Genomic DNA, 21,294 nt, shown 5'->3' on the forward strand with positions numbered 1-21,294 from the left:
GCCGGGCGGGTTGTGGCAACCCCGGGCCGGTCGGATGAGCCGAGCGTGATGGTCAGCGTCCCGCGGGCCCCACGATCAGGCCGTCCTCGAAGCGGTCCACGCGGACCGTGTCGCCGTCCTGGACCTCGCCGGCGAGGATCTCCTTGGCGAGCCGGTCGCCGATCGCCGTCTGGATCAGGCGGCGCAGCGGGCGGGCGCCGTACGCCGGGTCGTTGCCCTCCTCGGCGAGCCACTCCAGGGCCTCCGGGGTGACGTCGAGCGTGAGCCGGCGCTCGGCGAGCCGCTTCGCGAGGCGGTCGATCTGGAGCCGCGCGATCCGGCCCAGCTCGGCCCGGTCGAGGGCGGAGAAGACCACCAGGTCGTCGAGCCGGTTGAGGAACTCCGGCTTGAAGCTGGCCCGGACCACGTCCATGACCTGCTGCTTCTTGACCTCCTCCGAGGTCAGGGGGTCGACGAGGTACTGGCTGCCGAGGTTCGAGGTCAGGACCAGGATGGTGTTGCGGAAATCCACCGTCCGGCCCTGGCCGTCGGTGAGCCGCCCGTCGTCCAGGACCTGGAGCAGGACGTCGAAGACCTCCGGGTGCGCCTTCTCCACCTCGTCGAGCAGGACCACGCTGTACGGGCGGCGGCGGACCGCCTCCGTGAGCTGGCCGCCCTCCTCGTAGCCGACGTAGCCGGGAGGCGCGCCGACCAGGCGGGCGACGCTGTGCTTCTCGCCGTACTCCGACATGTCGATGCGGATCATGGCCCGCTCGTCGTCGAAGAGGAAGTCGGCGAGCGCCTTCGCCAGCTCGGTCTTGCCGACGCCCGTCGGGCCGAGGAACAGGAACGAGCCGGTCGGCCGGTCGGGGTCGGCGATGCCGGCGCGGGTGCGGCGCACGGCGTCGGACACCGCCTGGACGGCCTCGGACTGGCCGATGAGCCGCCTGCCGAGCTCGTCCTCCATCCGCAGCAGCTTCTGCGTCTCGCCCTCCAGGAGCCTCCCGGCGGGGATTCCGGTCCAGGCGCCGACGACGTCCGCGATGTCGTCGGGGCCGACCTCCTCCTTGACCATGGTGTCCTTGGACGACTCCTGCTGGGCCTCGGCCTCGCTCGCCTCCTCCAGCTCCCGCTCCAGGGCCGGGATCTCCCCGTACAGCAGCTTGGACGCGGTGTCGAAGTCGCCGTCGCGCTGGGCGCGCTCGGCCCGGCCGCGGGTCTCGTCGAGGCGCTCCTTCAGCTCACCGACCCGGTTGAGGGACTGCTTCTCCTTCTCCCAGCGGGCGGTGAGGCCGCGCAGCTCCTCCTCCCGGTCGGCGAGGTCGCGGCGCAGCTTCTCCAGGCGTTGCTTGCTCGCCGCGTCCGTCTCGTTCTTGAGGGCCAGCTCCTCCATCCGGAGCCGGTCGACGGACCGCTGGAGCTCGTCGATCTCGACCGGGGACGAGTCGATCTCCATCCGGAGCCGGGAGGCGGCCTCGTCGACGAGGTCGATGGCCTTGTCGGGGAGGAAGCGGGAGGTGATGTACCGGTCGGAGAGGGTCGCGGCGGCCACCAGGGCGGAGTCGTTGATCTGCACCTTGTGGTGGGCCTCGTACCGGCCCTTGAGGCCGCGGAGGATCGCGATGGTGTCCTCGACCGTCGGCTCGGCGACCAGGACCTGCTGGAAGCGGCGCTCCAGGGCGGGGTCCTTCTCGATCCGCTCGCGGTACTCGTCGAGCGTGGTCGCGCCGACCATGCGGAGCTCGCCCCGGGCCAGCATGGGCTTCAGCATGTTGCCCGCGTCCATGGCGGAGTCGCCGCCGGCGCCCGCGCCGACGACCGTGTGCAGCTCGTCGATGAAGGTGATGATCTGGCCGTCGCTCGCCTTGATCTCGGAGAGGACGGTCTTCAGTCGCTCCTCGAACTCGCCCCGGTACTTGGCCCCGGCGACCATCGCGCCGAGGTCGAGCGAGACCAGCCGCTTGTTCTTCAGCGACTCGGGCACGTCGCCCTTCACGATCCGCTGGGCGAGGCCCTCGACGACGGCGGTCTTGCCGACGCCGGGCTCACCGATGAGGACCGGGTTGTTCTTGGTGCGGCGGGACAGCACCTGCACGACCCGCCGGATCTCGTGGTCGCGGCCGATGACCGGGTCCAGCTTGCCCTCGCGTGCGGCGGCCGTGAAGTCCGTACCGAACTTCTCCAGCGCCTTGTACTGACCCTCCGGGTCGGGTGTGGTCACCCGGCGTCCTCCCCTGCTCTTCTCGAAGGCGTCGAGCAGCTTCGATGCGCTCGCGCCCTGCCGGTCGAGGATCTCACCGGCCTGGCCGCCCTTGGCCGCGAGCGCGATGAGGAGGTGCTCGGTGGACAGGTAGTCGTCGCCGAGCTCCTTCGCCCGCCGGTCGGCGTCGGCGATGACCGCGAGCAGGTCGCGGCTGGGCTGCGGGGGCGCGACCGTGGACCCCGTGACGCTCGGCAGGGCGGCGATCAGCCGCTCCGCGGCGGCGCGGACGACCGCCTGGTCGGCCTCGACGGCGGCGAGCAGGTCGGTGATGTTCTCGTTCTCCTGACCCGTGAGCAGCGCCAGGAGAAGGTGGGCCGGTGTCATGTCCGCGTGTCCCTCGGACACGGCACGGCTGCTGGCCGCGTTGATCGCGTCCCGGCTCCGGTTGGTCAGTTCGGCGTCCACGGTCGGTGCTCCTCCTCGGGGTCGTGGTCACTCTCTCGTTCTATGACCCTTCCAAGGTACACAAAGTTGAGCCTATTCCGCTCAAGGTGTCGGAGGGTGCCGGGGCCCGGGTAGTTTCCGGGCATGGCGACTGATCCGAGGAACCCCTCCGACTCGTACCTCAGCTTCTGGCGCGAGTACCACATGTGCACCCTGACCACCCCGCGCCCGGACGGCACCCCGCACGTCGTGGCGGTCGGCGTCACGTACGACCCCGAGAACGGGTACGCGCGGGTCATCACCAACAAGCACAGCCGGAAGGTCGCCAACGTCCTGGCGGCGGGCGCGGACGGCGCGCGGGTCGCGGTCTGCCAGGTCGACAAGGGGCGCTGGGCCACCCTGGAAGGCGTCGCCCGCATCCGTACGGAGGCGGAGGTCGTCGCGGACGCCGTGGGCCGCTACGCGGACCGCTACGGGCGTACGCCGGCCCCGAACCCGGACCGGGTCGTCATCGAGATCGCCCTCACGCGGGCGATGGGCCGCGCCTGACCGGCGGGCGGGCGCAGGCTGTGGGCCGCGCCTGAGGAAGCCCGTTCCGGACGCAGCACAGCGGCGCCATCGCGTTTCAGGTCCGCGATGGCGCCGCTGTGTGGGGGAAGTGCCGGAGCGATCTACAACGACGGGGGAATCGCTCAGGCACTGCGGGGGGTGGCGGTGATGGTCTCGGGCTCGATCAGCTGGTGGTCCCGCTGGTCGAGATTGACGAAGATCATGCCGTACCGGATGGCACAGCGGATGGGCTGTGGGGCGCCGCGGGGCCGACGGAGGCAGCGGTAGGCGCGGACGTCCTCGTCCTGCTCCCGTGCCACGACGATCGGCTCCCCGAAGAGGGTGACCTTCAGCGAGTCGCCACGGTGGGGGATGGCCGTGGCGAGGTCGACGAAGTGCCATCCGGATCGGTAGGCCGAAGCCATCTCCCGGCGGAACCTGGGGTCGTCCGGCGGCACGGTCACGCGCCCGCGCCCCGGGGAGGGATCTCCCAGGACGGCTCGTAGGGGGCCGCCAGGACGATGTCCGCGGGAGCGCTCTCCCACGAGGGCTCCTCAGGGGCCGCCACCACGGAGCTCGCCGGAGCGATCTCCCACGAGGGCTCGTCCGGCCCCGCCACGGAGTGCGCCGGGGCGACCTCCCACGAGGGCTCGCCGACGGCGAGTGCGCCGAGAGCAGCCGCCGCGACGGCTATGGCGCCAAGTGCACGAACGATCCTGGTCATGACCGATCTCCACCTCTTTTGATCACTACCTCCCCCCCGCGAGTAAGACGATGGCTCACGCACGCCCCCTTTCACCAGCCACGCCGGGCATCATGTTCCTGTAATTCATGACCCTGAGGGGGGTGCAAATGAGGCGAGAATGCGACGAGTCCGGTCATAAGCACAGTCACGGTGACCTATGCGACGTGGGCAAGGAGCTCTATGCGAACGCTCTCCGCACCGGCCGCATAGCCCGCGCCGACGCCGACGCCGCCCCCTGTCTGAGGGCGCTCTCCCTCCTGCACCCGGACCCGGACGACAGCCAGTGGCTGCGTCCCGTACCGCCGTCGATCGCCCTCAGCCAGCTCGTGCACCCCATCGAGCGGGAGATACAGGCCCGCCGGCAGCACGCCATCGCGCTCGCCGACGCGTTCGAGCCGTTCATGGCCCTCCACACGCAGGATCCTTCCGGCACCCAGGCGATCACCGTCCTCGAAGGCCTCAGCGTCATCAACGCCGCCCTCGACCGCGCCATCAACGAGTGCACCGAGGAACTCCTCACCATCCAGCCCGGCAGCGGCCGCCGCCCCGAGACCCTCGAAGCGGCCCTGCGCCGCATGGAGCCGCTCCTCGACCGCGGTGTCCGGATGCGGACGCTCTACCAGCACACCGCCCGGCACCACCCCGCCACCCTCGCCTACGTCGAACGGGTCGCCCCCTACGGGCTCGAACTGCGCACCCTGGAAGAGATCGTCGACCGGCTGATCATCGTCGACCGCAAGGTCGCCTTCGTGCCCGCGCGCAGCGACCGCCAGGTCGCCCTCGAACTGCGCCACGAAGGCCTCGTCCAGTACCTCGTCGGCGTCTTCGACCAGTTCTGGCTGCACGGCGTGCCCTGGGAGGAGGAGATCCCGTACAGCCCCTCCGTGGACGGCATAGGGGGCGTCCAGCGCTCCATCGCCAAGCTCCTCGTCGAGGGCCACGTCGACGAGGCCATCGCCCGCCGCCTCGGCATGAACGTGCGCACCTGCCGCGCCCACATCGCCAAACTCGCCGCCGCCCTCGGCAGCGGCAGCCGGGCCCAGCTCGGCTACCTCATCTCCCGGTCGGGCATCCTCGAAGGGGACAACCGGCCGGCGAGACACCTGACCGGCATCGGACGGAACGACTGACCACCGTGTACGTACAGATCGACCTCGACGGCCCCGCCGGAACCCTGCGCGTCTCCGGGCACGGGCTGCCCACCGTGGAGCTCGTACGGGCCCCCGGGGCCCGCCCCGACACCCACATCCCCCTCGGGACCCGCAGAGCCGCCCTGCTCACGCTCACCGTCGACGGGGCCCCCGCCACCATCCGGCCGGCCCGCGGACGGCTCCTGCGGCGCTCCTACCGGGTCGACGTGCGGACCGGCGGCACGCGCTACCGGCTGATCCCCTGCGGGTACGCCGAGAGCCGCCTGACCCGGGGCAGGCGGCGGATCGGCACCCTCCAGAGCTCGGGCGACGGCCGGGTCATCGACACCTGGGAACCCGGCGCGACACCCCGCGACATCGCCCTCGGCACCGCGCTCGCCGCTGCCTTCGGGACGGGCGCCGCGCCCTGGTGGGAGACGGTGGGCGACATCGTGTCCGAGCTGATCCCCTGACCCACAGGGGTCCCTCGACCCGACGCCTCAAGCACCTGAGGCCCCCTCCGCCGGAACGGAAGGGGCCTCACGTACGCACTGCGCACTACTCGCCGCGGTTGGGGCGCCACACCACGAGGGCGCTCGCCTGCTGCACGTCCTGGTACGGCACCAGGTCGCGCCGGTACGAGGCGTGCACCTGGGCCTCGCGCTGCCGCATCGCCGCCGCCGCGCCGTCGACCGCGGCCGACAGCTCGGCGATCCGGCTCTGCAGCGCCGCGACCTGGTTCTCCAGCTCGATGATCCGCTTGATCCCGGCCAGGTTGATGCCCTCGTCCTGCGACAGCTGCTGCACCTGACGGAGCAGCTCGATGTCACGGGCCGAGTAGCGCCTGCCCCGGCCGGCCGTACGGTCCGGGGAGACCAGGCCGAGCCGGTCGTACTGCCGCAGGGTCTGCGGGTGCAGGCCCGAGAGCTGGGCCGCCACCGAGATGACGTACACCGGCGACTCGTCGGTCAGTTCGTACGCCCTGCTGCCGAATCCCGGCTGTCGTCGGCGCCCGTCCACGGGTCACGCTCCCTTCGCGGCCTGGAACAGCTCCGCCCGCGGGTCCTCGGAGGCGGTCGCCTCGCGGTAGGTCTCCAGGGCGTCACGTGCCTTGTCGTCCAGCTCCTGCGGCACCGCGACCTCGACCGTCACGAGGAGGTCGCCGCGGGTGCCGTCCTTGCGGATCGCGCCCTTGCCGCGGGCGCGCATGGTCCGGCCGTTCGGGGTGCCCGCGGGCAGCTTGAGGGTGACCGCGGGGCCGCCGAGGGTCGGCACCTTGATCTCGCCGCCGAGCGCCGCCTCCGTGAAGGAGACCGGCACGGTGACGGTGAGGTTGTCGTCCTTGCGGCCGAAGACCGGGTGGACGTCGACGTGCACGACGACGTACAGATCGCCGTTCTGCCCGCCGCGCTCGCCCGGCGCTCCCTTGCCGCGCAGCCGGATCTTCTGGTTGTCGCTCACGCCCGCCGGGATGCGGACCTGCATGGTGCGGGAGGACTTGGCCCGGCCGCTGCCCTTGCAGATCTCGCAGGGGTTCTCCGCGATCAGGCCGCGGCCCTTGCAGTCCACGCACGGGTCGGTGAGCGAGAAGCCGCCGCCGCTGCCGCGCGAGACCTGCCCGGTGCCGACGCAGGTCGGGCACACCCGGGGGGTGCCGTTCTTGTCGCCGGTGCCCGAACACGCCGTGCACGGCTGCTGGCTCGACATCCGCAGCGGTACGGTCGCGCCCTCGATGGCCTCGGTGAAGCTGAGCGTCACCTCGGACTCGATGTCCTGGCCGCGCCGCGGCTGGGTACGGGCCCCCGCACCCCCGCCGCGGTTGAAGAGGCCGCCGAAGACGTCCCCGATCCCGCCACCGCCGCCGAAACCACCCGCTCCGGCGTGGCCGCCCTGGGCGCCGCCGAAGAGGTCGCCCAGGTCGAAGTTGAACGAGCCGCCGCCGGGGCCACCGGGTGACCGGAAGCCGCCGTTCCCGAAGAGGGCACGGGCCTCGTCGTACTCCTTGCGCTTCTTGGGGTCGCCGAGGACGTCGTTCGCCTCGGAGATCTCCTTGAAGCGCGCTTCCGCCTTGCTGTCGCCCTTGTTGGCGTCCGGGTGGTTCTCGCGGGCGAGCTTTCGGTACGCCTTCTTGATCTCGGCGTCGGTGGCGTCCTTGGGGACGCCGAGGACCTTGTAGTAGTCCTTCTCGACGAAGTCCTTCGTGCTCATCGACGTCCCTCCTTCCGGACTGCTCCGGTGATCGTCGCGCTACCCCTCCTCGGGGGCACCGCTCTCCTCGTCGGCCGGCGTACCGTCCTCCTTGGCCGGGGCCGCGCCCGGCTGGGGCTCGGCGACGGCCACGCGGGCGGGCCTGATGGTCCGCTCGCCGATCCGATACCCGGGCTGCAGGATCGCCACGCAGGTCGTCTCGGTGACGTCCGGCGCGTACGAGTGCATCAGGGCCTCGTGGATCGTCGGGTCGAAGGGCTCGCCCTCCTTGCCGAACTGCTGCAGACCCATCTTGGCGACGACGGTCTCCATCGATTCGGCGACCGACTTGAACCCGCCCACGAGCTCGCCGTGTTCCCGGGCCCGGCCGACGTCGTCGAGCACGGGAAGGAGCTCGGTCAGGAGGGTCGCGACGGCGATCTCCTTGACCGTGACCCGGTCCCGCTCCACGCGGCGGCGGTAGTTCTGGTACTCGGCCTGGAGCCGCTGGAGGTCCGCGGTGCGCTCGTCGAGCGCGGAACGGACCTGGTCCAGCTGGGCGGTGAGGCCCGCGGTACCGGCCGACTTCTGGCTGCTTGCGTCCCCGGCCGGGGCCGTCGGGTCCTCCTTGGCGGAGGACTCGACGGTCTCGGCGGCGTCGTCAGGGGTGGCGCCGGAGGGGACGTCGGGCTTCTCCTCGAAGCCCGGGGTCTCCTCGGTCACGCCTGACCACCCTTCTTGGGCTCGTCGTCGATGATCTCGGCGTCGACGACATCGTCGTCGGCCTGGGCCTGACCAGCGTCGCCGCCGGCGGCCTGGGCGCCCTGGGCGTCGGCGTACAGCGCCTGGCCGAGCTTCTGGGAGACGGCCGCGACCTTCTCGGTGGCCGTACGGATCTCCGCGGTGTCCTCGCCCTTGAGCTTCTCCTTCAGCTCGACGAGCGCCGCCTCGACCTCGGTCTTGACGTCACCGGGGACCTTGTCCTCGTTGTCCTTGAGGAACTTCTCCGTCTGGTAGACGAGCTGCTCGCCCTGGTTGCGGGACTCGGCGGCCTCGCGGCGACGGTGGTCCTCGTCCGCGTACTGCTCGGCCTCCTGGCGCATCCGGTCGACCTCGTCCTTCGGCAGCGAGGAGCCACCGGTGACGGTCATCTTCTGCTCCTTGCCCGTGCCCAGGTCCTTCGCGGTCACGTGCATGATGCCGTTGGCGTCGATGTCGAACGCGACCTCGATCTGCGGGACGCCACGCGGGGCCGGCGGCAGACCGGTCAGCTCGAACATGCCGAGCTTCTTGTTGTACGCCGCGATCTCGCGCTCGCCCTGGTAGACCTGGATCTGCACGGACGGCTGGTTGTCCTCGGCCGTCGTGAAGATCTCGGACCGCTTGGTCGGGATCGTGGTGTTGCGCTCGATCAGCTTGGTCATGATGCCGCCCTTGGTCTCGATACCGAGGGACAGCGGGGTCACGTCGAGGAGCAGGACGTCCTTGACCTCACCCTTGAGGACACCGGCCTGGAGCGCGGCGCCGATGGCGACGACCTCGTCCGGGTTGACGCCCTTGTTGGCGTCCTGACCGCCGGTCAGCTCCTTGACGAGCTCGGCGACGGCCGGCATACGGGTCGAGCCACCGACGAGGACGACGTGGTCGATCTCGGAGAGCTGGATGCCCGCGTCCTTGATGACGTTGTGGAACGGCACCTTGCAGCGGTCGAGCAGGTCCGAGGTCAGCTGCTGGAACTGGGCGCGCGTGAGCTTCTCGTCCAGGTGCAGCGGGCCCTCGGCGGACGCCGTGATGTAGGGCAGGTTGATCGAGGTCTCGGTCGAGGACGACAGCTCGATCTTCGCCTTCTCCGCGGCCTCGCGGAGACGCTGGAGAGCCATCTTGTCCTTGGCCAGGTCCACGCCGTGACCGTTCTGGAACTGCTGCACCAGGTAGTCGACGACGCGCTGGTCCCAGTCGTCACCACCGAGGTGGTTGTCACCGTTGGTGGCCTTCACCTCGACGACGCCGTCGCCGATCTCCAGGAGGGACACGTCGAAGGTGCCGCCACCGAGGTCGAAGACGAGGATCGTCTGGTCGTCCTTGTCGAGGCCGTACGCCAGAGCGGCGGCCGTCGGCTCGTTGACGATGCGCAGGACGTTGAGGCCCGCGATCTCACCGGCCTCCTTGGTGGCCTGACGCTCGGAGTCGTTGAAGTACGCCGGGACGGTGATGACCGCGTCGACGACCTTCTCGCCCAGGTACGCCTCGGCGTCGCGCTTCAGCTTCTGCAGGATGAAGGCGCTCATCTGCTGCGGGTTGAAGTTCTTGCCGTCGATCTCGATCTTCCAGTCGGTGCCCATGTGGCGCTTGACCGACCGAATGGTCCTGTCGACGTTGGTGACGGCCTGACGCTTGGCCACCTCGCCGACGAGCACTTCGCCGTTCTTCGCGAAGGCGACGACGGACGGCGTGGTCCTGGCACCCTCGGCGTTGGTGATGACGGTGGGCTCGCCGCCTTCCAGAACGCTGACGACGGAGTTAGTCGTGCCCAGGTCGATGCCGACCGCACGTGCCATTTCGATTCCTCCAGCTGACGTACTTGAGTGGATCTGACTCAAGGATGCATGACGACCCGGATCGCGTCAACAGACCTGAGTGGAGCCGACTCAACTCTTCGCCCGCTGACGCGCTCATGCCGGGCAGCCCCGCAGGTCGCTCGGGGTCGGGCGCGGGTCGCTCGGGCCGGGCGTGCAGGTCGCTCGGGGTCGGGCGTGCGCGTCGTTCCAGGACCGGGCCGGGTGCGACATGAGAGAGTCCGGGTGCTCCTTGCCGGGCAAAGCAGGCATATTCCACGAATATCCCATGATTCTCGGTCACCCCCTGCTTCTCCGGCCCTCGGTCGCCGCTCGGAAGGGTGTGGGGAATGACGGCCAAGCGCACGTTCGACATCGTGGGCGGACTCGCCCTCCTGGTGCTGCTGTCCCCGCTGCTCGCCGCCGTCGCCGTCTCCGTCGCCCTCGCCGCCACACCCCCCGGCCACGGCCTCCTGCGCCGCCGCACGGTGGCCGGCCTCGACGGTCGCCCCTTCACGATGCTGACCTTCCGCACCCGGAGCCCGCTGGCCGCGCTGCCCCTGCTGCTGCACGTCGTCGGCGGCCGGATGTCGCTGGTCGGGCCGTGCCCGCTGGCCCCGTCCCACCGCGAGTGCGCGGGCGAGGGACGCCGCCGGCTCTCCGTACGCCCCGGCCTCACCGGCCCGTGGCAGATCAGCGGGCGCTCCGACCTGCCGTGGGAGGAGCGCGAGCTGCTCGACCTCCACTATGTGGACCACCACTGGCTGGGGATGGATCTGAGGATCCTGGCGCGTACGCTTCCAGCTGTACGCAGGCGTCGCGCGGCAAGGTTTGCCTGAGCGACACATATCACCGCCAGCGCCGCTACAGCGCGGGGCCGTGACCGGGTAATCTCAGCAGGAACTCGATAAGTTACCGCTTAGTAGGCCCGCCCGAGGAGCCCTTCATGCAACTCGCAGCGATCATCGTGTCGATCGCCATCACGGTGGTGGCCGTCGCGCTGTTCGGCCGCGCCACCGTGCAGATCTACCGCTTCGTGCGGCTCGGTCAGCCGGTGCCCGCAGGCACGCGTACCGGTGACCCCACGCAGCGCACCATCACGCTGGTCAAGGAGTTCCTCGGCCATACACGGATGAACCGCTGGGGCATCGTCGGCTTCGCGCACTGGTTCGTCGCGGTGGGCTTCTTCTCGCTGCTCCTGACGATCGTCAACGCCTTCGGCCAGCTCTTCCAGGCCGACTGGCTGATCCCGATCATCGGCGACTGGCTGCCGTACGAGATCTTCACCGAGTTCCTCGGCCTGATGACGGTCCTCGGCATCGTGACCCTCATCGTGATCCGGCAGCTCAACAGGCCGACCGGAGCAGGCCGCAAGTCCCGCTTCACCGGCTCCAAGACGGGCCAGGCCTACTTCGTCGAGGCCGTCATCCTGATCGTCGGCCTCTGCATCATGACGCTGCGCGCCCTCGAAGGCGTCCAGCACCACGTGACGAGCTGGGAGCCGGGGTTCTTCGCCTCGTACCCGCTGATCGCGCTCCTGGACGGCCTCGACCTGAGCACGATCCAGCACCTCACGTACTTCGTCGCGGCGCTCAAGATCGTCACGTCCTTCACCTGGATGATCACGGTCTCGCTCAACACGAACATGGGTGTCGCCTGGCACCGCTTCCTCGGCTTCCCGAACATCTGGTTCAAGCGCGAGGCCGACGGCTCCACCGCCCTCGGCGCGCTCCAGCCGATGACGACGGCCGGCAAGGAGATCGACTGGGAGGACCCGGCCGAGGACGCCGTCTTCGGTGTCTCCCAGGTCGAGCAGTTCTCCTGGAAGGGCATCCTCGACTTCTCCACCTGCACCGAGTGCGGCCGCTGCCAGTCGCAGTGCCCCGCCTGGAACACCGGCAAGCCGCTCTCCCCGAAGCTCCTCATCATGTCGCTGCGCGACCACGCGCACGCCAAGGCGCCGTACCTGCTCGCGGGCGGCGGCAAGGACATGGAAGGCAACGAGAAGGCGACGGCGGAGCAGCTCAAGGACGTGCCCGCGTCGGCGATCGCGGAGGCCGAGCGCCCGCTGATCGGCACCGCCGAGGAGAACGGCGTCATCGACCCGGACGTCCTGTGGTCCTGCACCACCTGCGGCGCCTGCGTCGAGCAGTGCCCGGTCGACATCGAGCACATCGACCACATCGTCGACATGCGCCGCTACCAGGTGATGATCGAGAGCGCGTTCCCGTCCGAGGCGGGCACGATGCTCAAGAACCTGGAGAAGAAGGGCAACCCCTGGGGCCTGGCGAAGAAGCAGCGCGTCGAGTGGACCAAGGAGGTCGACTTCGAGGTCCCGATCGTCGGCAAGGACGTCGAGGACCTCACCGAGGTCGACTACCTCTACTGGGTCGGCTGCGCCGGCGCCCTGGAGGACCGGGCCAAGAAGACCACCAAGGCCTTCGCCGAACTCCTCCACATGGCGGGCGTCAAGTTCGCGATCATGGGCGGCGAGGAGAAGTGCACGGGTGACTCCCCGCGCCGCCTGGGCAACGAGCCGCTGTTCCAGCAGCTCGGCCAGGAGAACGTCGCGATGCTGAACATGGCGTTCGGCGAGGATGACGAGGACGAGTCGACGAAGAAGCCGAAGTCGGCGAAGAAGATCGTCGCGACCTGCCCGCACTGCTTCAACACGATCGCGAACGAGTACCCGCAGCTGGGCGGCGAGTTCGAGGTCATCCACCACACGCAGCTGCTCCAGCACCTCATCGACGAGGGCAAGCTGGTCCCGGTGACCCCGGTCGACGGTCTGATCACGTACCACGACCCCTGCTACCTGGGCCGTCACAACAAGGTCTACACGCCGCCGCGCGAGATCATGTCCGCCGTCCCCGGCCTGCGCCAGCAGGAGATGCACCGCCACAAGGAGCGCGGCTTCTGCTGCGGCGCCGGTGGTGCCCGGATGTGGATGGAGGAGCGGATCGGCAAGCGCATCAACAACGAGCGCGTCGAGGAAGCCCTGTCCCTCAACCCGGACATCGTCTCCACCGCCTGCCCGTTCTGCCTGGTCATGCTGACCGACTCGGTCAACGGCAAGAAGAACGACGGCAAGGCCAAGGAGTCCGTCACGGTCGTGGACGTGGCCCAGCTGCTCCTCGACTCGGTGAAGACCCCGGTGGACCCGGAGCCGCAGCCGGCGGGGGAGCCGGAACCGGAGCCGGCGCAGTAGAGACCGGTACGTGAGAGAGGGCCGCCCCGCGATGACCGCGGGGCGGCCCTTTCCCGTACGCCCGCATGCGCCTCAGGAGGTCGTCCGCCCCCTAGGGGATGTCACAGCTCAGTGGCAAGCATCCGCCGGAGGAGCGCCGGCACGGCGAAAGCGGGTACGTTCGACGACGTGGCTGGATTCAGGAACGGACGCGGCCGGGACAACCGCCCCCCGCAACAACAACCGCAGCAGGCGCCGTACGGGCCGGGCGCGGCCCCGCCGCCGTACCCGCAGCAGCAGTGGCAACAGCAGCCACCGCAGGGACAGCAGTACGGGCAGCAGGGCCAGCCGTACGGGCGGCAGGGACAGCAGCAGTACGGCCAGCAGGGGCAGTCGTACGGGCAGCAGGGGCAACAGCAGCAGCCGTACGGCGAGCCGGAGTACTTCGGCGACCCGCACCAGCAGCAGCACGCGGCGACGGCGAACAACCCGGGCCACACCCAGATGTTCAGCATCGACGACCCGTACGGCCAGGGCGGCCCGGGCGCGGGCCACCAGGCCGCACCGCCCGCCCCCATCGGCCCCCGGCTGCCCTGGAAGGCCCTCCTGAGCGGCATCGTGCTGCGCCCGGCGGACACGTTCCTGCGGATGCGGGACCACGCGGTCTGGGGCCCGGCGCTGATCGTGACCTTCCTCTACGGGCTGCTCGCGATCTTCGGCTTCGACAAGGCGCGCGAAGAGGCGATCAACGCGACCCTGTCGACGGCGATCCCGTACGTCCTGATGACCGCTCTCGGCTTCGTCGTCGGCGGACTCATCCTGGGCGCGGTCACCCACACCCTGGCGCGCCAGCTGGGCGGCGACGGGTCCTGGCAGCCGACCGTGGGCCTCTCGATGCTGATCATGTCGATCACGGACGCGCCCCGGCTGATCTTCGCGCTGTTCCTGGGCGGCGAGAACGGCCTCGTGCAGGTGATCGGCTGGCTGACCTGGCTGGCGGCGGGAGCGCTCTTCACCGTCATGGTGAGCCGCTCGCACGACCTGCCGTGGCCGAAGGCCCTGGGCGCGTCGGCGATCCAGCTGGTGGCACTCCTTAGCCTGATCAAGCTGGGCACGCTGTAGCGGGAGAGAGACACGAGGAAGGCCCCCACCGCACAAGGTGGGGGCCTTCTCCGTACGCGCACCGATCAGCTCGGCTCGGCTCAGGCGTCGAGGACCTGACCCTCGCGCTTGACGACGGGCGGCTCGACGGACCAGGGGAAGTTGATCCACTCGTCGGTCTTCTTCCACACGTACTCGCACTTCACGAGGGAGTGCGACTTCTCGTAGATGACGGCCGAGCGGACCTCGGCGACGTGGTCGACACAGAAGTCGTGGACGAGCTTGAGGGTCTTGCCGGTGTCGGCGACGTCGTCGGCGATGAGGACCTTCTTGTCGCTGAAGTCGATCGCGTTCGGGACGGGCGCGAGCATGACCGGCATTTCCAGCGTGGTGCCGACCCCGGTGTAGAACTCCACATTCACCAGGTGGATGTTCTTGCAGTCGAGGGCGTAGGCAAGTCCACCGGCGACGAAGACGCCGCCGCGGGCGATGGACAGCACGACGTCGGGCTCGTAGCCGTCGTCGGCGACGGTCTGCGCCAGCTCGCGGATCGCGCGCCCGAAACCCTCGTACGTCAGGTTCTCGCGTACTTCACTCATGACTGCGACCGCCTCACACCTGGGTCCGATGGAAGTTCAGGAACGACCGGGAGGCCGTCGGCCCCCGCTGGCCCTGGTACCGGGAGCCGTACCGCTCGCTCCCGTACGGGAACTCGGCGGGCGAGCTCAGCCGGAACATGCAGAGCTGCCCGATCTTCATGCCCGGCCAGAGCTTGATCGGCAGGGTGGCGAGGTTCGACAGCTCCAGCGTCACGTGCCCGGAGAAACCGGGGTCGATGAAGCCGGCGGTCGAGTGGGTGACGAGACCGAGCCGCCCGAGAGAACTCTTCCCCTCGAGCCGGGACGCGATGTCGTCCGGGAGGGTGATGACCTCGTAGGTCGAGGCGAGCACGAACTCGCCGGGGTGGAGGATGAACGCCTCGTCGCCCTCGGGCTCGACCTCACGGGTCAGGTCGAGCTGCTCGACGGCGGGGTCGATGTGGGGGTGGCGGTGGTTCTCGAACACCCGGAAGAAGCGGTCAAGCCTCACGTCGATGCTCGAGGGCTGCACCATGGATTCGTCGTACGGGTCGATGCGCACCCGTCCGGCATCGATCTCGGCCCGGATGTCCTTGTCTGAGAGAAGCACGCCCCCACGATACGCAGAGGGCGCGGACCTGCCGCAATCGGCAGGCACCCGCGCCCCGGCACCCCGTCAGCGCCGCCCGAGCTCCACCGGCACCGCGTGCCGCAGCCGCGCACAACGCGGACACCGAATGAGCCGCCCGGGCCCGATCCGCGCAGCCCCGAGCTGCTGCAACGGGAACGAGGCGGTACTGAACACATGCCCTTCGGCACAACGGACGACGGTGCGCTCCATCGGACCCATCAAGTCCCTTCCCCTACACACATGCTGGACGAGCAGCCACATTAGGGGATGAAGGGGACACCCTCCAGACGGCACTCCGCACCCGAAAAGTCAGCAGCTTCGCCTCAAGTGGCGCATGGGGTACAGTGTGCAACGATGCGGCACGGATCACCCGGCCGCTACGCGGATGTAGTTTAATGGTAGAACATGAGCTTCCCAAGCTTATAGCGCGGGTTCGATTCCCGTCATCCGCTCGTGAACGAAGCCCCAGGTCAGCGACCTGGGGCTTCGTCGTTGTCTAGACCTGTCGGGTGCCGCGTGCCATTCCCGTCCATAAGCGCCTTCACGGGGCGTCAGATTCGACCTCGGATCGCCACCCGCTACCCCAGGGCGCCGAGGGGTGCCGAATAGCGAGACGCGCTTCGAGTGACCTGCGCACCATGCGCGTGGTGCGCAGGGTGGCGCGGTCTGAGCACGACCCACCGAAGGGCATCCGCCTTCTTCGAGACCACGGGGCCCTTCCCATTTGGGTGAAGTGCGGCTCGTCCCCGCAGTACCGGTCCGGAAGTGCCTGGCCGGCCCGAGAGCATGGGACCACCCGCCACGCAGCTGGCACGCACCCTGGGAGGCCGCTTTGAGCGACAACGAGATCCACGTCATTCCCGCCGACGGGCAGAGCGTCGAGGAGGTCGCGGAGATCTTCACCGCGCTCGCGGCAGAGCAAGGACTCGAAAGCGAAGTGCACGTCGACGGCGAGGGGGTGATCGTCCCGCGCACGCTCACCGCCCCCTCGGGGCTCCACGACTTCCCGCCCAAGAACCAGCAGCCCTACACGCTGCAGGGACCGGTCCAGCTCGTCGGCTCCGCCGGGGACGAACCCGGCCCCGACTTCTCCCTCTACGTCGTCAGCAAGTAGCCGGCCCGCACCCCTGCACGTCACCTCGGCCGAGCAGCTCCGGCAGGATCCCTGAGCGGAGGGACGATCCTGTGGGAGCCCTTCGAGGAAGGACCGGGCGCTGTCACGTGCCACGGCGACGGAACCGGCAGGGCGGTCGGTCGCAACGTCGACGCTCATCGTGTCCATCAGGTCCCCCTGGTCTCCGGATCACCCCCCGACACGTGGCGATTAACCCGGTGCGACCGCCATGTCGACGCGGCTACGCCTCGGTCTCGGTGATGAGGGCGGCAGCGGTTGTCGGGACCCGGACGTCACTCGTGGCCGCGACGGTCACGGCGTCCCGGACGGCCCGGGCGACTTCCAGGGGACGGCGGCCGGATACGACCGCGAGCTGGACCTGAATGTGTTGGGCGGGCGGATCGTCCTGGTGCGTCACCCTGACGGGGTGGCCGCCCAGTGGGGCGGTGAGGCGGGCGACGCCCGGCACGGCCGACGCGACGTCGGCCAGCTCTCCGATCGGCCCCCGCAGGGGCTCTGTCCCGGTCGCGGGGGCCGAGCTTCGCGTGGGCGCTTCTCGGGACGGGGGCGTCATGACGTTCTCCGCGGTCTGCGATCCCCCGTCTGTCTCCGTGCCCTCGTGGAGATCCGTGACGCGCAGATCGACTGTCACGGTGCTCAGGCCGAGTTCTTCGTCGGCCGCCTTGAGCAGAGTCGTCCTCAACTGTTCGGCGGCTTGAGGTACGGGCAGTGTCACGGACCCGGTGAGGGCCGCCTCGATCCTGAGCGGGCCGGGCGGGAGCGCGCCGGCAGGCGGGCGGACGGCCGGTTCGAGCACGGGTTCGTCCGGGACCGGACCGATGCGCATGCTCTCCAGTCGAACGCCGGGAACCCCGGCGGCCTTGCGCCAGAGAGCACGGACGGCCGCCTGCTCGGTGATCCACGTGCCGTCGTCCGGCCCTCCGAGAGGCAGCAGTCGGCCCAGGCCGAGCCGACCGCGTACGGACTGCATCAACGCCTCGGTCTTCACCTCTTCCACCCTCTCCCTCGTCTCACCACGACCGCGCAAAACGGTCCATAACGAATATAATTCGAATAAAGGGTGCACGGCTGACTTCTCGAGGGAGGAGTGCCCGATGACTGAGCACACCGGCGCAAAGCATGGCGGCGCGCCCGGTTCTCGAGGCCGGACGTCCGTCGCCGACGTGGTGGTGGAGAAGATCGCCGGGATGGCGGCACGGGACGTGCGCGGCGTCCATGCCCTGGGCAGCGGGTTCGCGCGCTCGATGGGATCCGTGCGGGAGCGGATGCCCGGCGCCGGTAGTGGCAAGTCCGTCACCCGCGGGGTCAGCGTCGAGGTCGGAGAGGTGCAGACGGCCATCGATCTGGAGCTCGTCGTCGACTACGGCTTCTCCATCACGGACGTGGCCGGTGCGGTGCGGGAGAACGTGATCTCCGCGGTGGAACGGATGGCGGGTCGGGAAGTCGTCGAAGTCAACATCATGGTCGGTGATGTAAAGCTGCCCGACGAGGAGAACGAGGAGAACGAGGAGGGCGAGGGGCAGGAGCGGCAGCGGCTCCGGTAGCCGGACGGAGTCGGCTACCGGGTGAAGGAGCGTGTGATGAGCAGATCCGTGGTGGGTTTGGCCGCCGGAATGGCGCTGGGTTTCGCCGCGTACTTCGGTGGCTTCTGGGCCTTCCTGCTGGTGCTGGTGCTGGGTGTCGTCGGACTCGTGGTCGGGCGTTTGTCGGAAGGTGATCTCGAACCGGGTGACTTCGTCCGCCGTCGGGACGATCAGCAACGTATTCGTGACGACCAGCGCCGGGCACGGAGAGACTGGCGGCAGTGACCAGGGAAGCCGACATGCGCCCGGCAGTGCCCCGCCGGGAGCGGGGTGCGACCTCGGTAGCCGACCGGGTCGTCGCGAAGATCGCTGCCCAGGTGGCGCGCGAGGCGCTGAGTCGTTTCTCCGAGGCGACCGGTCGCGTGCCACCGGGCCACCGCGCACCTCACGTGACGGCGGTGGTGCGAGGGGCAGCGGAGCGGAACGGATCTGAGAGGGCAGGCGGTCCTGCCGGGAGCCGACCGGTGCTGGGCCAGGTGCGGATGCGCATCGCCGTGGAACTGGGCTACCCGTCGGACATCGGGGCGCAGTGCGCGGCGGTGCGCCGAGAGGTCATCGAACGACTTGAGGCATGGGCCGGTGTGGAAGTGCCCGACCTCGTGGTGGCCGTCGAGAGGCTGCACTCGGTTCACTCGCGGCGGACGGAACGGGAGAGGGTGAGATGAGCGCGCACACGGGTCGGCCACCCGGCGACAGCGGCCTTCCCTCGGAGCCTGCGAAGTCGGATTCCTCCGCAGGGCACCCGGACACCGGCGCGACATCGGCAGTCCGGGCATCGCCGCGTCGTTTCTGGTCCGCGCGGCGGGTTCCTGCGGTCATCGTGGCTCTGCTGTCCCTCGCTGCCGTCGGGCTGCTCCTGTACGACGTGGTCTCGGTGCGGGCGGGCCGGCCCGGCATGGGCTGGCGACGCCGGCTCGCGGATGAGCTGGCCACGCGGCCGCTGGACGACGTCTGGGTGATCGTCGGGGCCGCGGTGGCGATGGCCCTCGGCCTGTGCCTCGTCCTGCTGGCGGTGACACCGGGACTGCGCAGGCTGCTTCCCATGCGGCAGCCCACCGGCACCCGAGGAACAGGCGAGGTCCGCGCCGGTCTCGACCGCCGGGCGGTGGCCCTGATCCTGCGTGACCGGGCCGTACGGGTGTCCGGTGTGGAGTCGGCTCGGGTCGATGTCGGTCGCCGGAAGATCAAAGCCCGGGCGCAGGTGCATTTCCGCGATCTCGACGAGGTCCGTGCCGACCTCGATGCGGCGTTGGGCGAAGCCGTGGCGGCTCTGGGTCTCGCCCGGCGGCCCTCGCTGACCGTCCATGTCCGACGCCCGAAGAAAGGCTGACGCTGATCCCGATGATCAAGACAGTGAACCGGGTGCTGCTGGGGCTGCTCGGCCTCGGGCTGTTCGCACTGGGCGGCGGCGTGCTCCTGGGCGGTCTGGACCTGCAGCGCCGATGGGGTTTCGACGTGCCGGGCTGGTGGCCCTTCCGCGGCCCGGCCGATGTCGTCCTGGGCGACGAGGGACGCCTTCGGTGGCGGGCGGAGGGCTGGTGGTGGCCGACCGTCATCGCGGTGCTCGCCGCGTTGCTGGTGCTGCTGCTGTGGTGGCTCTGGACACTGCTGCGCAAAGACCGGCTGCACCAGGTCCTCGTCGACAGCCAGGACGGTACGGCGGCCCGACTCGAGGGCCGCGCCCTGGAGGACGTGATCGAGAAAGAGGCACAAGCCATGGACGGAGTCGCACGGGCACGGGTGCGCCTGGGGGGCCGGCGTACCGCCCCGGTCGCGCAAGTGCGGCTGTGGCTGGAGCCTCACGCCGAACCGGAGCGGATCCTGGACCGACTCGACCGGGACGTGGTCGCACACGCACGGGACTCGACAGGCCTCGACCGTCTCCCGTCGGAGGTCAGCCTCAGGGAAGTCCGTCACCGCGCCCATCGGGTCGACTGAGAATTCTCCGCCGTGTCCAGGGACGGAATAGCACCCGTCTGTCCCGGTCGCCACGGCCGTCACGTCGCACCTGATCGGCTTGCCGATCAGACGGCTTCTGTTCATGCCCACGGGAAGGGCAGGAGACTGACGGCCTGACAGGCCGCCTCGGCGGGGTGCGCCTACTCTGGAATCGAGGTATCTGCGAGGCCGGAGGTCACCATGATCATTCTCGGGATCATCCTGCTTGTCATCGGGTTTGTGGCCAGCATTTCCATCTTGTGGACGATCGGGATCGTTCTCGTCGTGATCGGCGTCATCCTGTGGATCCTCGGGGCGGTCGGCCACGCAGTCGGCGGACGCCGTCATTACTGGTAGGCGGCTCGGCTCCGAGCCGACGCAGCCCCGTGGTCGAGTCTTCACCAGGCCGTCCCGCCTCAGGGAGGCGTAAAGCGATGGCCCTCTTCCTGATTCTGCTCGGCAGCGCCATCGCACTGATCGTCATCGGCGCTGTCGTGGACGGAATGATGTACCTGCTCTCCACCGGGGTGCTGCTTCTCGTCGTCGCCGTGATGTACCTGCTGGTGCGCTCGATACGGCACTCGCGCCGACGCGGGCCCACCGCATTCTGACGGTGAGGGCCGGCCCACCACGTTCCGTGGGAGTGGACCACCGGCCCTCGCGTCGCGGTCCTCCGGAGGGCCGGCGAGTGGGTGAGGCGGCCCGCACCTCGACCGCTCAGTGAGCGGCGAGAAAGATGGCGATGTAGTGGGCGGTGAGAGATGTTGGCGTGGTCGAGGCGGCGTAGAACGGCCTCACCGAACGGTCCCCAGGTGCCGAGGTGGTAGACGGCGCTCGTCCCGAACAGCAGCCAGGCCGTGACGGAGTACACGGTGCAGGCCAGCACGGCCTGTGGCGTCCCTGCCAGGCAGATGAGGACGACGCCCGCCGCCAGCGATGCGGGGACCATGCCGGCGTGGAGCCAGCCGCGCAGCCTCGGCTTGATCGGGTCCACCAGATCGGCTGCCCGCTCGACCAGGTCGGCCAGCCACCGGGCGGGAGTCCTCGGCGGCCACGTCTCGTTGCGATCCCGAGGAAAGGCCGGTCGAGTCGCGCCCCTTGACCGTCGGTGGGGAAGAGACACTGCGGGATTCGGCGTTGTCTCCGGACACTGCTTCCCCTCCCGAATCGGACTGCGGGGTATCGCGGGCGACCATGTGCACATGCTAGGAAACCGCCCGTAACGGGAGCCTGGAGAGGTCCACCTCATCGCGCGTAGTCGGTCCAGTCACCTCACGATTCCGGTCCCGGCTGCCTGCCGACGGCTGCGATTGTGGAAGTTGCGGATTCGGCGGGCCACCGAGCGGTGT

24 protein-coding genes, 1 tRNA gene and 1 pseudogene are annotated in these 21,294 nt (G+C 69.6%); 15 read left to right on the top strand and 11 right to left on the bottom strand.

All coding sequences use genetic code 11. From position 1 onward, the window contains the following. Window positions 1-52: 52 nt before the first annotated feature. Window positions 53-2,647 (bottom strand): ATP-dependent chaperone ClpB, encoded by a 2,595-nt coding sequence (gene clpB, locus ACIRB7_RS18405; RefSeq protein ID WP_403599347.1) that lies wholly within the window; start codon window positions 2,645-2,647, stop codon window positions 53-55. Window positions 2,648-2,770: 123 nt separating this feature from the next. Here clpB and ACIRB7_RS18410 point away from each other — a divergent pair, with 123 nt between their 5' ends. Next, window positions 2,771-3,175, top strand: coding sequence for a pyridoxamine 5'-phosphate oxidase family protein (locus ACIRB7_RS18410; protein ID WP_403599350.1), 405 nt, complete (start codon window positions 2,771-2,773; stop codon window positions 3,173-3,175). A gap of 143 nt (window positions 3,176-3,318) precedes the next feature. On the opposite strand, the gene ACIRB7_RS18415 is transcribed toward ACIRB7_RS18410, so the two are convergent. After that, window positions 3,319-3,639: a (2Fe-2S)-binding protein gene (locus tag ACIRB7_RS18415; RefSeq protein ID WP_073811266.1), complete on the bottom strand. Its 321-nt coding sequence runs from the start codon at window positions 3,637-3,639 to the stop codon at window positions 3,319-3,321. Next, window positions 3,636-3,899: a hypothetical protein gene (locus tag ACIRB7_RS18420; RefSeq protein WP_403599354.1), complete on the bottom strand. Its 264-nt coding sequence runs from the start codon at window positions 3,897-3,899 to the stop codon at window positions 3,636-3,638. The genes ACIRB7_RS18415 and ACIRB7_RS18420 overlap by 4 nt, the downstream gene beginning before the upstream one ends. A 107-nt stretch (window positions 3,900-4,006) precedes the next feature. Here ACIRB7_RS18420 and ACIRB7_RS18425 point away from each other — a divergent pair, with 107 nt between their 5' ends. Beyond that, window positions 4,007-5,050, top strand: coding sequence for a helix-turn-helix transcriptional regulator (locus ACIRB7_RS18425; RefSeq protein ID WP_403599357.1), 1,044 nt, complete (start codon window positions 4,007-4,009; stop codon window positions 5,048-5,050). 5 nt (window positions 5,051-5,055) lie between these two features. Next, window positions 5,056-5,523, top strand: a complete 468-nt coding sequence (locus ACIRB7_RS18430) for a hypothetical protein (protein WP_403599359.1) — start codon at window positions 5,056-5,058, stop codon at window positions 5,521-5,523. 85 nt (window positions 5,524-5,608) lie between these two features. On the opposite strand, the gene ACIRB7_RS18435 is transcribed toward ACIRB7_RS18430, so the two are convergent. From ACIRB7_RS18435 to dnaK, 4 genes are read right to left on the bottom strand one after another with little or no spacing between them, the layout of a single operon-like run. Beyond that, on the bottom strand, window positions 5,609-6,070 hold the full coding sequence (locus tag ACIRB7_RS18435) for a heat shock protein transcriptional repressor HspR (RefSeq protein ID WP_351210566.1): 462 nt from the start codon (window positions 6,068-6,070) through the stop codon (window positions 5,609-5,611). Window positions 6,071-6,073: 3 nt separating this feature from the next. After that, window positions 6,074-7,258, bottom strand: a complete 1,185-nt coding sequence (gene dnaJ / locus ACIRB7_RS18440; RefSeq protein WP_351210568.1) for a molecular chaperone DnaJ — start codon at window positions 7,256-7,258, stop codon at window positions 6,074-6,076. A 39-nt stretch (window positions 7,259-7,297) separates the two neighbouring features. Further along, window positions 7,298-7,960, bottom strand: coding sequence for a nucleotide exchange factor GrpE (grpE, locus tag ACIRB7_RS18445; protein ID WP_403599363.1), 663 nt, complete (start codon window positions 7,958-7,960; stop codon window positions 7,298-7,300). Further along, window positions 7,957-9,795, bottom strand: a complete 1,839-nt coding sequence (dnaK, locus tag ACIRB7_RS18450; protein WP_403599366.1) for a molecular chaperone DnaK — start codon at window positions 9,793-9,795, stop codon at window positions 7,957-7,959. The genes grpE and dnaK overlap by 4 nt, the downstream gene beginning before the upstream one ends. A 347-nt stretch (window positions 9,796-10,142) precedes the next feature. Here dnaK and ACIRB7_RS18455 point away from each other — a divergent pair, with 347 nt between their 5' ends. The 3 genes from ACIRB7_RS18455 (at window position 10,143) to ACIRB7_RS18465 (ending at window position 14,101) form a co-directional block, all read left to right on the top strand. After that, a complete protein-coding gene (locus tag ACIRB7_RS18455) occupies window positions 10,143-10,631 on the top strand; it encodes a sugar transferase (RefSeq protein ID WP_403599369.1) in 489 nt (162 codons plus the stop codon). A gap of 107 nt (window positions 10,632-10,738) precedes the next feature. Next, on the top strand, window positions 10,739-13,000 hold the full coding sequence (locus ACIRB7_RS18460; protein ID WP_403599372.1) for a (Fe-S)-binding protein: 2,262 nt from the start codon (window positions 10,739-10,741) through the stop codon (window positions 12,998-13,000). Window positions 13,001-13,168: 168 nt separating this feature from the next. After that, window positions 13,169-14,101: a Yip1 family protein gene (locus tag ACIRB7_RS18465; protein WP_403599376.1), complete on the top strand. Its 933-nt coding sequence runs from the start codon at window positions 13,169-13,171 to the stop codon at window positions 14,099-14,101. Window positions 14,102-14,181: 80 nt separating this feature from the next. On the opposite strand, the gene ACIRB7_RS18470 is transcribed toward ACIRB7_RS18465, so the two are convergent. Together ACIRB7_RS18470 and dcd are read right to left on the bottom strand one after the other, a co-directional pair. Then, window positions 14,182-14,679, bottom strand: coding sequence for a phosphoribosyltransferase (locus ACIRB7_RS18470; RefSeq protein ID WP_351895097.1), 498 nt, complete (start codon window positions 14,677-14,679; stop codon window positions 14,182-14,184). Window positions 14,680-14,692: 13 nt separating this feature from the next. Continuing rightward, on the bottom strand, window positions 14,693-15,268 hold the full coding sequence (gene dcd, locus ACIRB7_RS18475; RefSeq protein ID WP_403599379.1) for a dCTP deaminase: 576 nt from the start codon (window positions 15,266-15,268) through the stop codon (window positions 14,693-14,695). 402 nt (window positions 15,269-15,670) lie between these two features. On the opposite strand from dcd, the gene ACIRB7_RS18480 reads away from it, so the two are divergent. Both ACIRB7_RS18480 and ACIRB7_RS18485 read left to right on the top strand, forming a co-directional pair. Next, window positions 15,671-15,741, top strand: a tRNA-Gly gene (locus ACIRB7_RS18480). Between the two features lie 380 nt (window positions 15,742-16,121). Next, a complete protein-coding gene (locus ACIRB7_RS18485; protein WP_403599382.1) occupies window positions 16,122-16,403 on the top strand; it encodes a hypothetical protein in 282 nt (93 codons plus the stop codon). A 241-nt stretch (window positions 16,404-16,644) separates the two neighbouring features. Here the strand turns inward: ACIRB7_RS18485 and ACIRB7_RS18490 are convergent, their stop codons facing one another. Continuing rightward, window positions 16,645-17,421 (bottom strand): hypothetical protein, encoded by a 777-nt coding sequence (locus ACIRB7_RS18490; protein WP_403599385.1) that lies wholly within the window; start codon window positions 17,419-17,421, stop codon window positions 16,645-16,647. Window positions 17,422-17,518: 97 nt separating this feature from the next. Between ACIRB7_RS18490 and ACIRB7_RS18495 the strand changes: the two genes are divergently transcribed. From ACIRB7_RS18495 to ACIRB7_RS18525, 7 genes are all read left to right on the top strand, one after another. Next, complete coding sequence (locus tag ACIRB7_RS18495) at window positions 17,519-17,968, top strand: Asp23/Gls24 family envelope stress response protein (protein WP_403599388.1); 450 nt, start codon at window positions 17,519-17,521, stop codon at window positions 17,966-17,968. A 36-nt stretch (window positions 17,969-18,004) separates the two neighbouring features. Continuing rightward, window positions 18,005-18,232, top strand: a complete 228-nt coding sequence (locus tag ACIRB7_RS18500) for a DUF2273 domain-containing protein (protein WP_403599391.1) — start codon at window positions 18,005-18,007, stop codon at window positions 18,230-18,232. Between the two features lie 14 nt (window positions 18,233-18,246). Continuing rightward, window positions 18,247-18,672, top strand: coding sequence for an Asp23/Gls24 family envelope stress response protein (locus ACIRB7_RS18505; RefSeq protein WP_403599973.1), 426 nt, complete (start codon window positions 18,247-18,249; stop codon window positions 18,670-18,672). After that, window positions 18,669-19,337, top strand: coding sequence for a DUF6286 domain-containing protein (locus tag ACIRB7_RS18510; RefSeq protein WP_403599394.1), 669 nt, complete (start codon window positions 18,669-18,671; stop codon window positions 19,335-19,337). Before ACIRB7_RS18505 ends, ACIRB7_RS18510 begins: the two co-directional genes overlap by 4 nt. 11 nt (window positions 19,338-19,348) lie before the next feature. After that, complete coding sequence (gene amaP, locus ACIRB7_RS18515) at window positions 19,349-19,945, top strand: alkaline shock response membrane anchor protein AmaP (RefSeq protein ID WP_403599396.1); 597 nt, start codon at window positions 19,349-19,351, stop codon at window positions 19,943-19,945. A 201-nt stretch (window positions 19,946-20,146) separates the two neighbouring features. Further along, complete coding sequence (locus ACIRB7_RS18520; RefSeq protein ID WP_327159851.1) at window positions 20,147-20,302, top strand: DUF6131 family protein; 156 nt, start codon at window positions 20,147-20,149, stop codon at window positions 20,300-20,302. Window positions 20,303-20,379: 77 nt separating this feature from the next. Beyond that, on the top strand, window positions 20,380-20,556 hold the full coding sequence (locus ACIRB7_RS18525) for a hypothetical protein (RefSeq protein WP_403599399.1): 177 nt from the start codon (window positions 20,380-20,382) through the stop codon (window positions 20,554-20,556). Window positions 20,557-20,762: 206 nt separating this feature from the next. Here the strand turns inward: ACIRB7_RS18525 and ACIRB7_RS18530 are convergent. Continuing rightward, a pseudogene (locus ACIRB7_RS18530) lies at window positions 20,763-21,194 on the bottom strand (hemolysin III family protein); the annotation flags it as partial. Window positions 21,195-21,294 lie beyond the last annotated feature (100 nt).

This window comes from Streptomyces sp. NPDC093795 (assembly GCF_044764665.1).
Lineage (GTDB): Bacteria > Actinomycetota > Actinomycetes > Streptomycetales > Streptomycetaceae > Streptomyces.

Coding starts and splice junctions, on each gene's coding strand:
- ACIRB7_RS18410 (WP_403599350.1), top strand. CDS start 2,771: ATGGCGACTGATCCGAGGAACCCCTCCGACTCGTACCTCAGCTTCTGG.
- ACIRB7_RS18420 (WP_403599354.1), bottom strand. CDS start 3,899: ATGACCAGGATCGTTCGTGCACTTGGCGCCATAGCCGTCGCGGCGGCT.
- ACIRB7_RS18425 (WP_403599357.1), top strand. CDS start 4,007: ATGACCCTGAGGGGGGTGCAAATGAGGCGAGAATGCGACGAGTCCGGT.
- dnaJ (WP_351210568.1), bottom strand. CDS start 7,258: ATGAGCACGAAGGACTTCGTCGAGAAGGACTACTACAAGGTCCTCGGC.
- dnaK (WP_403599366.1), bottom strand. CDS start 9,795: ATGGCACGTGCGGTCGGCATCGACCTGGGCACGACTAACTCCGTCGTC.
- ACIRB7_RS18455 (WP_403599369.1), top strand. CDS start 10,143: ATGACGGCCAAGCGCACGTTCGACATCGTGGGCGGACTCGCCCTCCTG.
- ACIRB7_RS18460 (WP_403599372.1), top strand. CDS start 10,739: ATGCAACTCGCAGCGATCATCGTGTCGATCGCCATCACGGTGGTGGCC.
- ACIRB7_RS18470 (WP_351895097.1), bottom strand. CDS start 14,679: ATGAGTGAAGTACGCGAGAACCTGACGTACGAGGGTTTCGGGCGCGCG.
- ACIRB7_RS18495 (WP_403599388.1), top strand. CDS start 17,519: ATGACTGAGCACACCGGCGCAAAGCATGGCGGCGCGCCCGGTTCTCGA.
- ACIRB7_RS18500 (WP_403599391.1), top strand. CDS start 18,005: ATGAGCAGATCCGTGGTGGGTTTGGCCGCCGGAATGGCGCTGGGTTTC.
- ACIRB7_RS18505 (WP_403599973.1), top strand. CDS start 18,247: ATGCGCCCGGCAGTGCCCCGCCGGGAGCGGGGTGCGACCTCGGTAGCC.
- ACIRB7_RS18510 (WP_403599394.1), top strand. CDS start 18,669: ATGAGCGCGCACACGGGTCGGCCACCCGGCGACAGCGGCCTTCCCTCG.
- amaP (WP_403599396.1), top strand. CDS start 19,349: ATGATCAAGACAGTGAACCGGGTGCTGCTGGGGCTGCTCGGCCTCGGG.
- ACIRB7_RS18520 (WP_327159851.1), top strand. CDS start 20,147: ATGATCATTCTCGGGATCATCCTGCTTGTCATCGGGTTTGTGGCCAGC.
- ACIRB7_RS18525 (WP_403599399.1), top strand. CDS start 20,380: ATGGCCCTCTTCCTGATTCTGCTCGGCAGCGCCATCGCACTGATCGTC.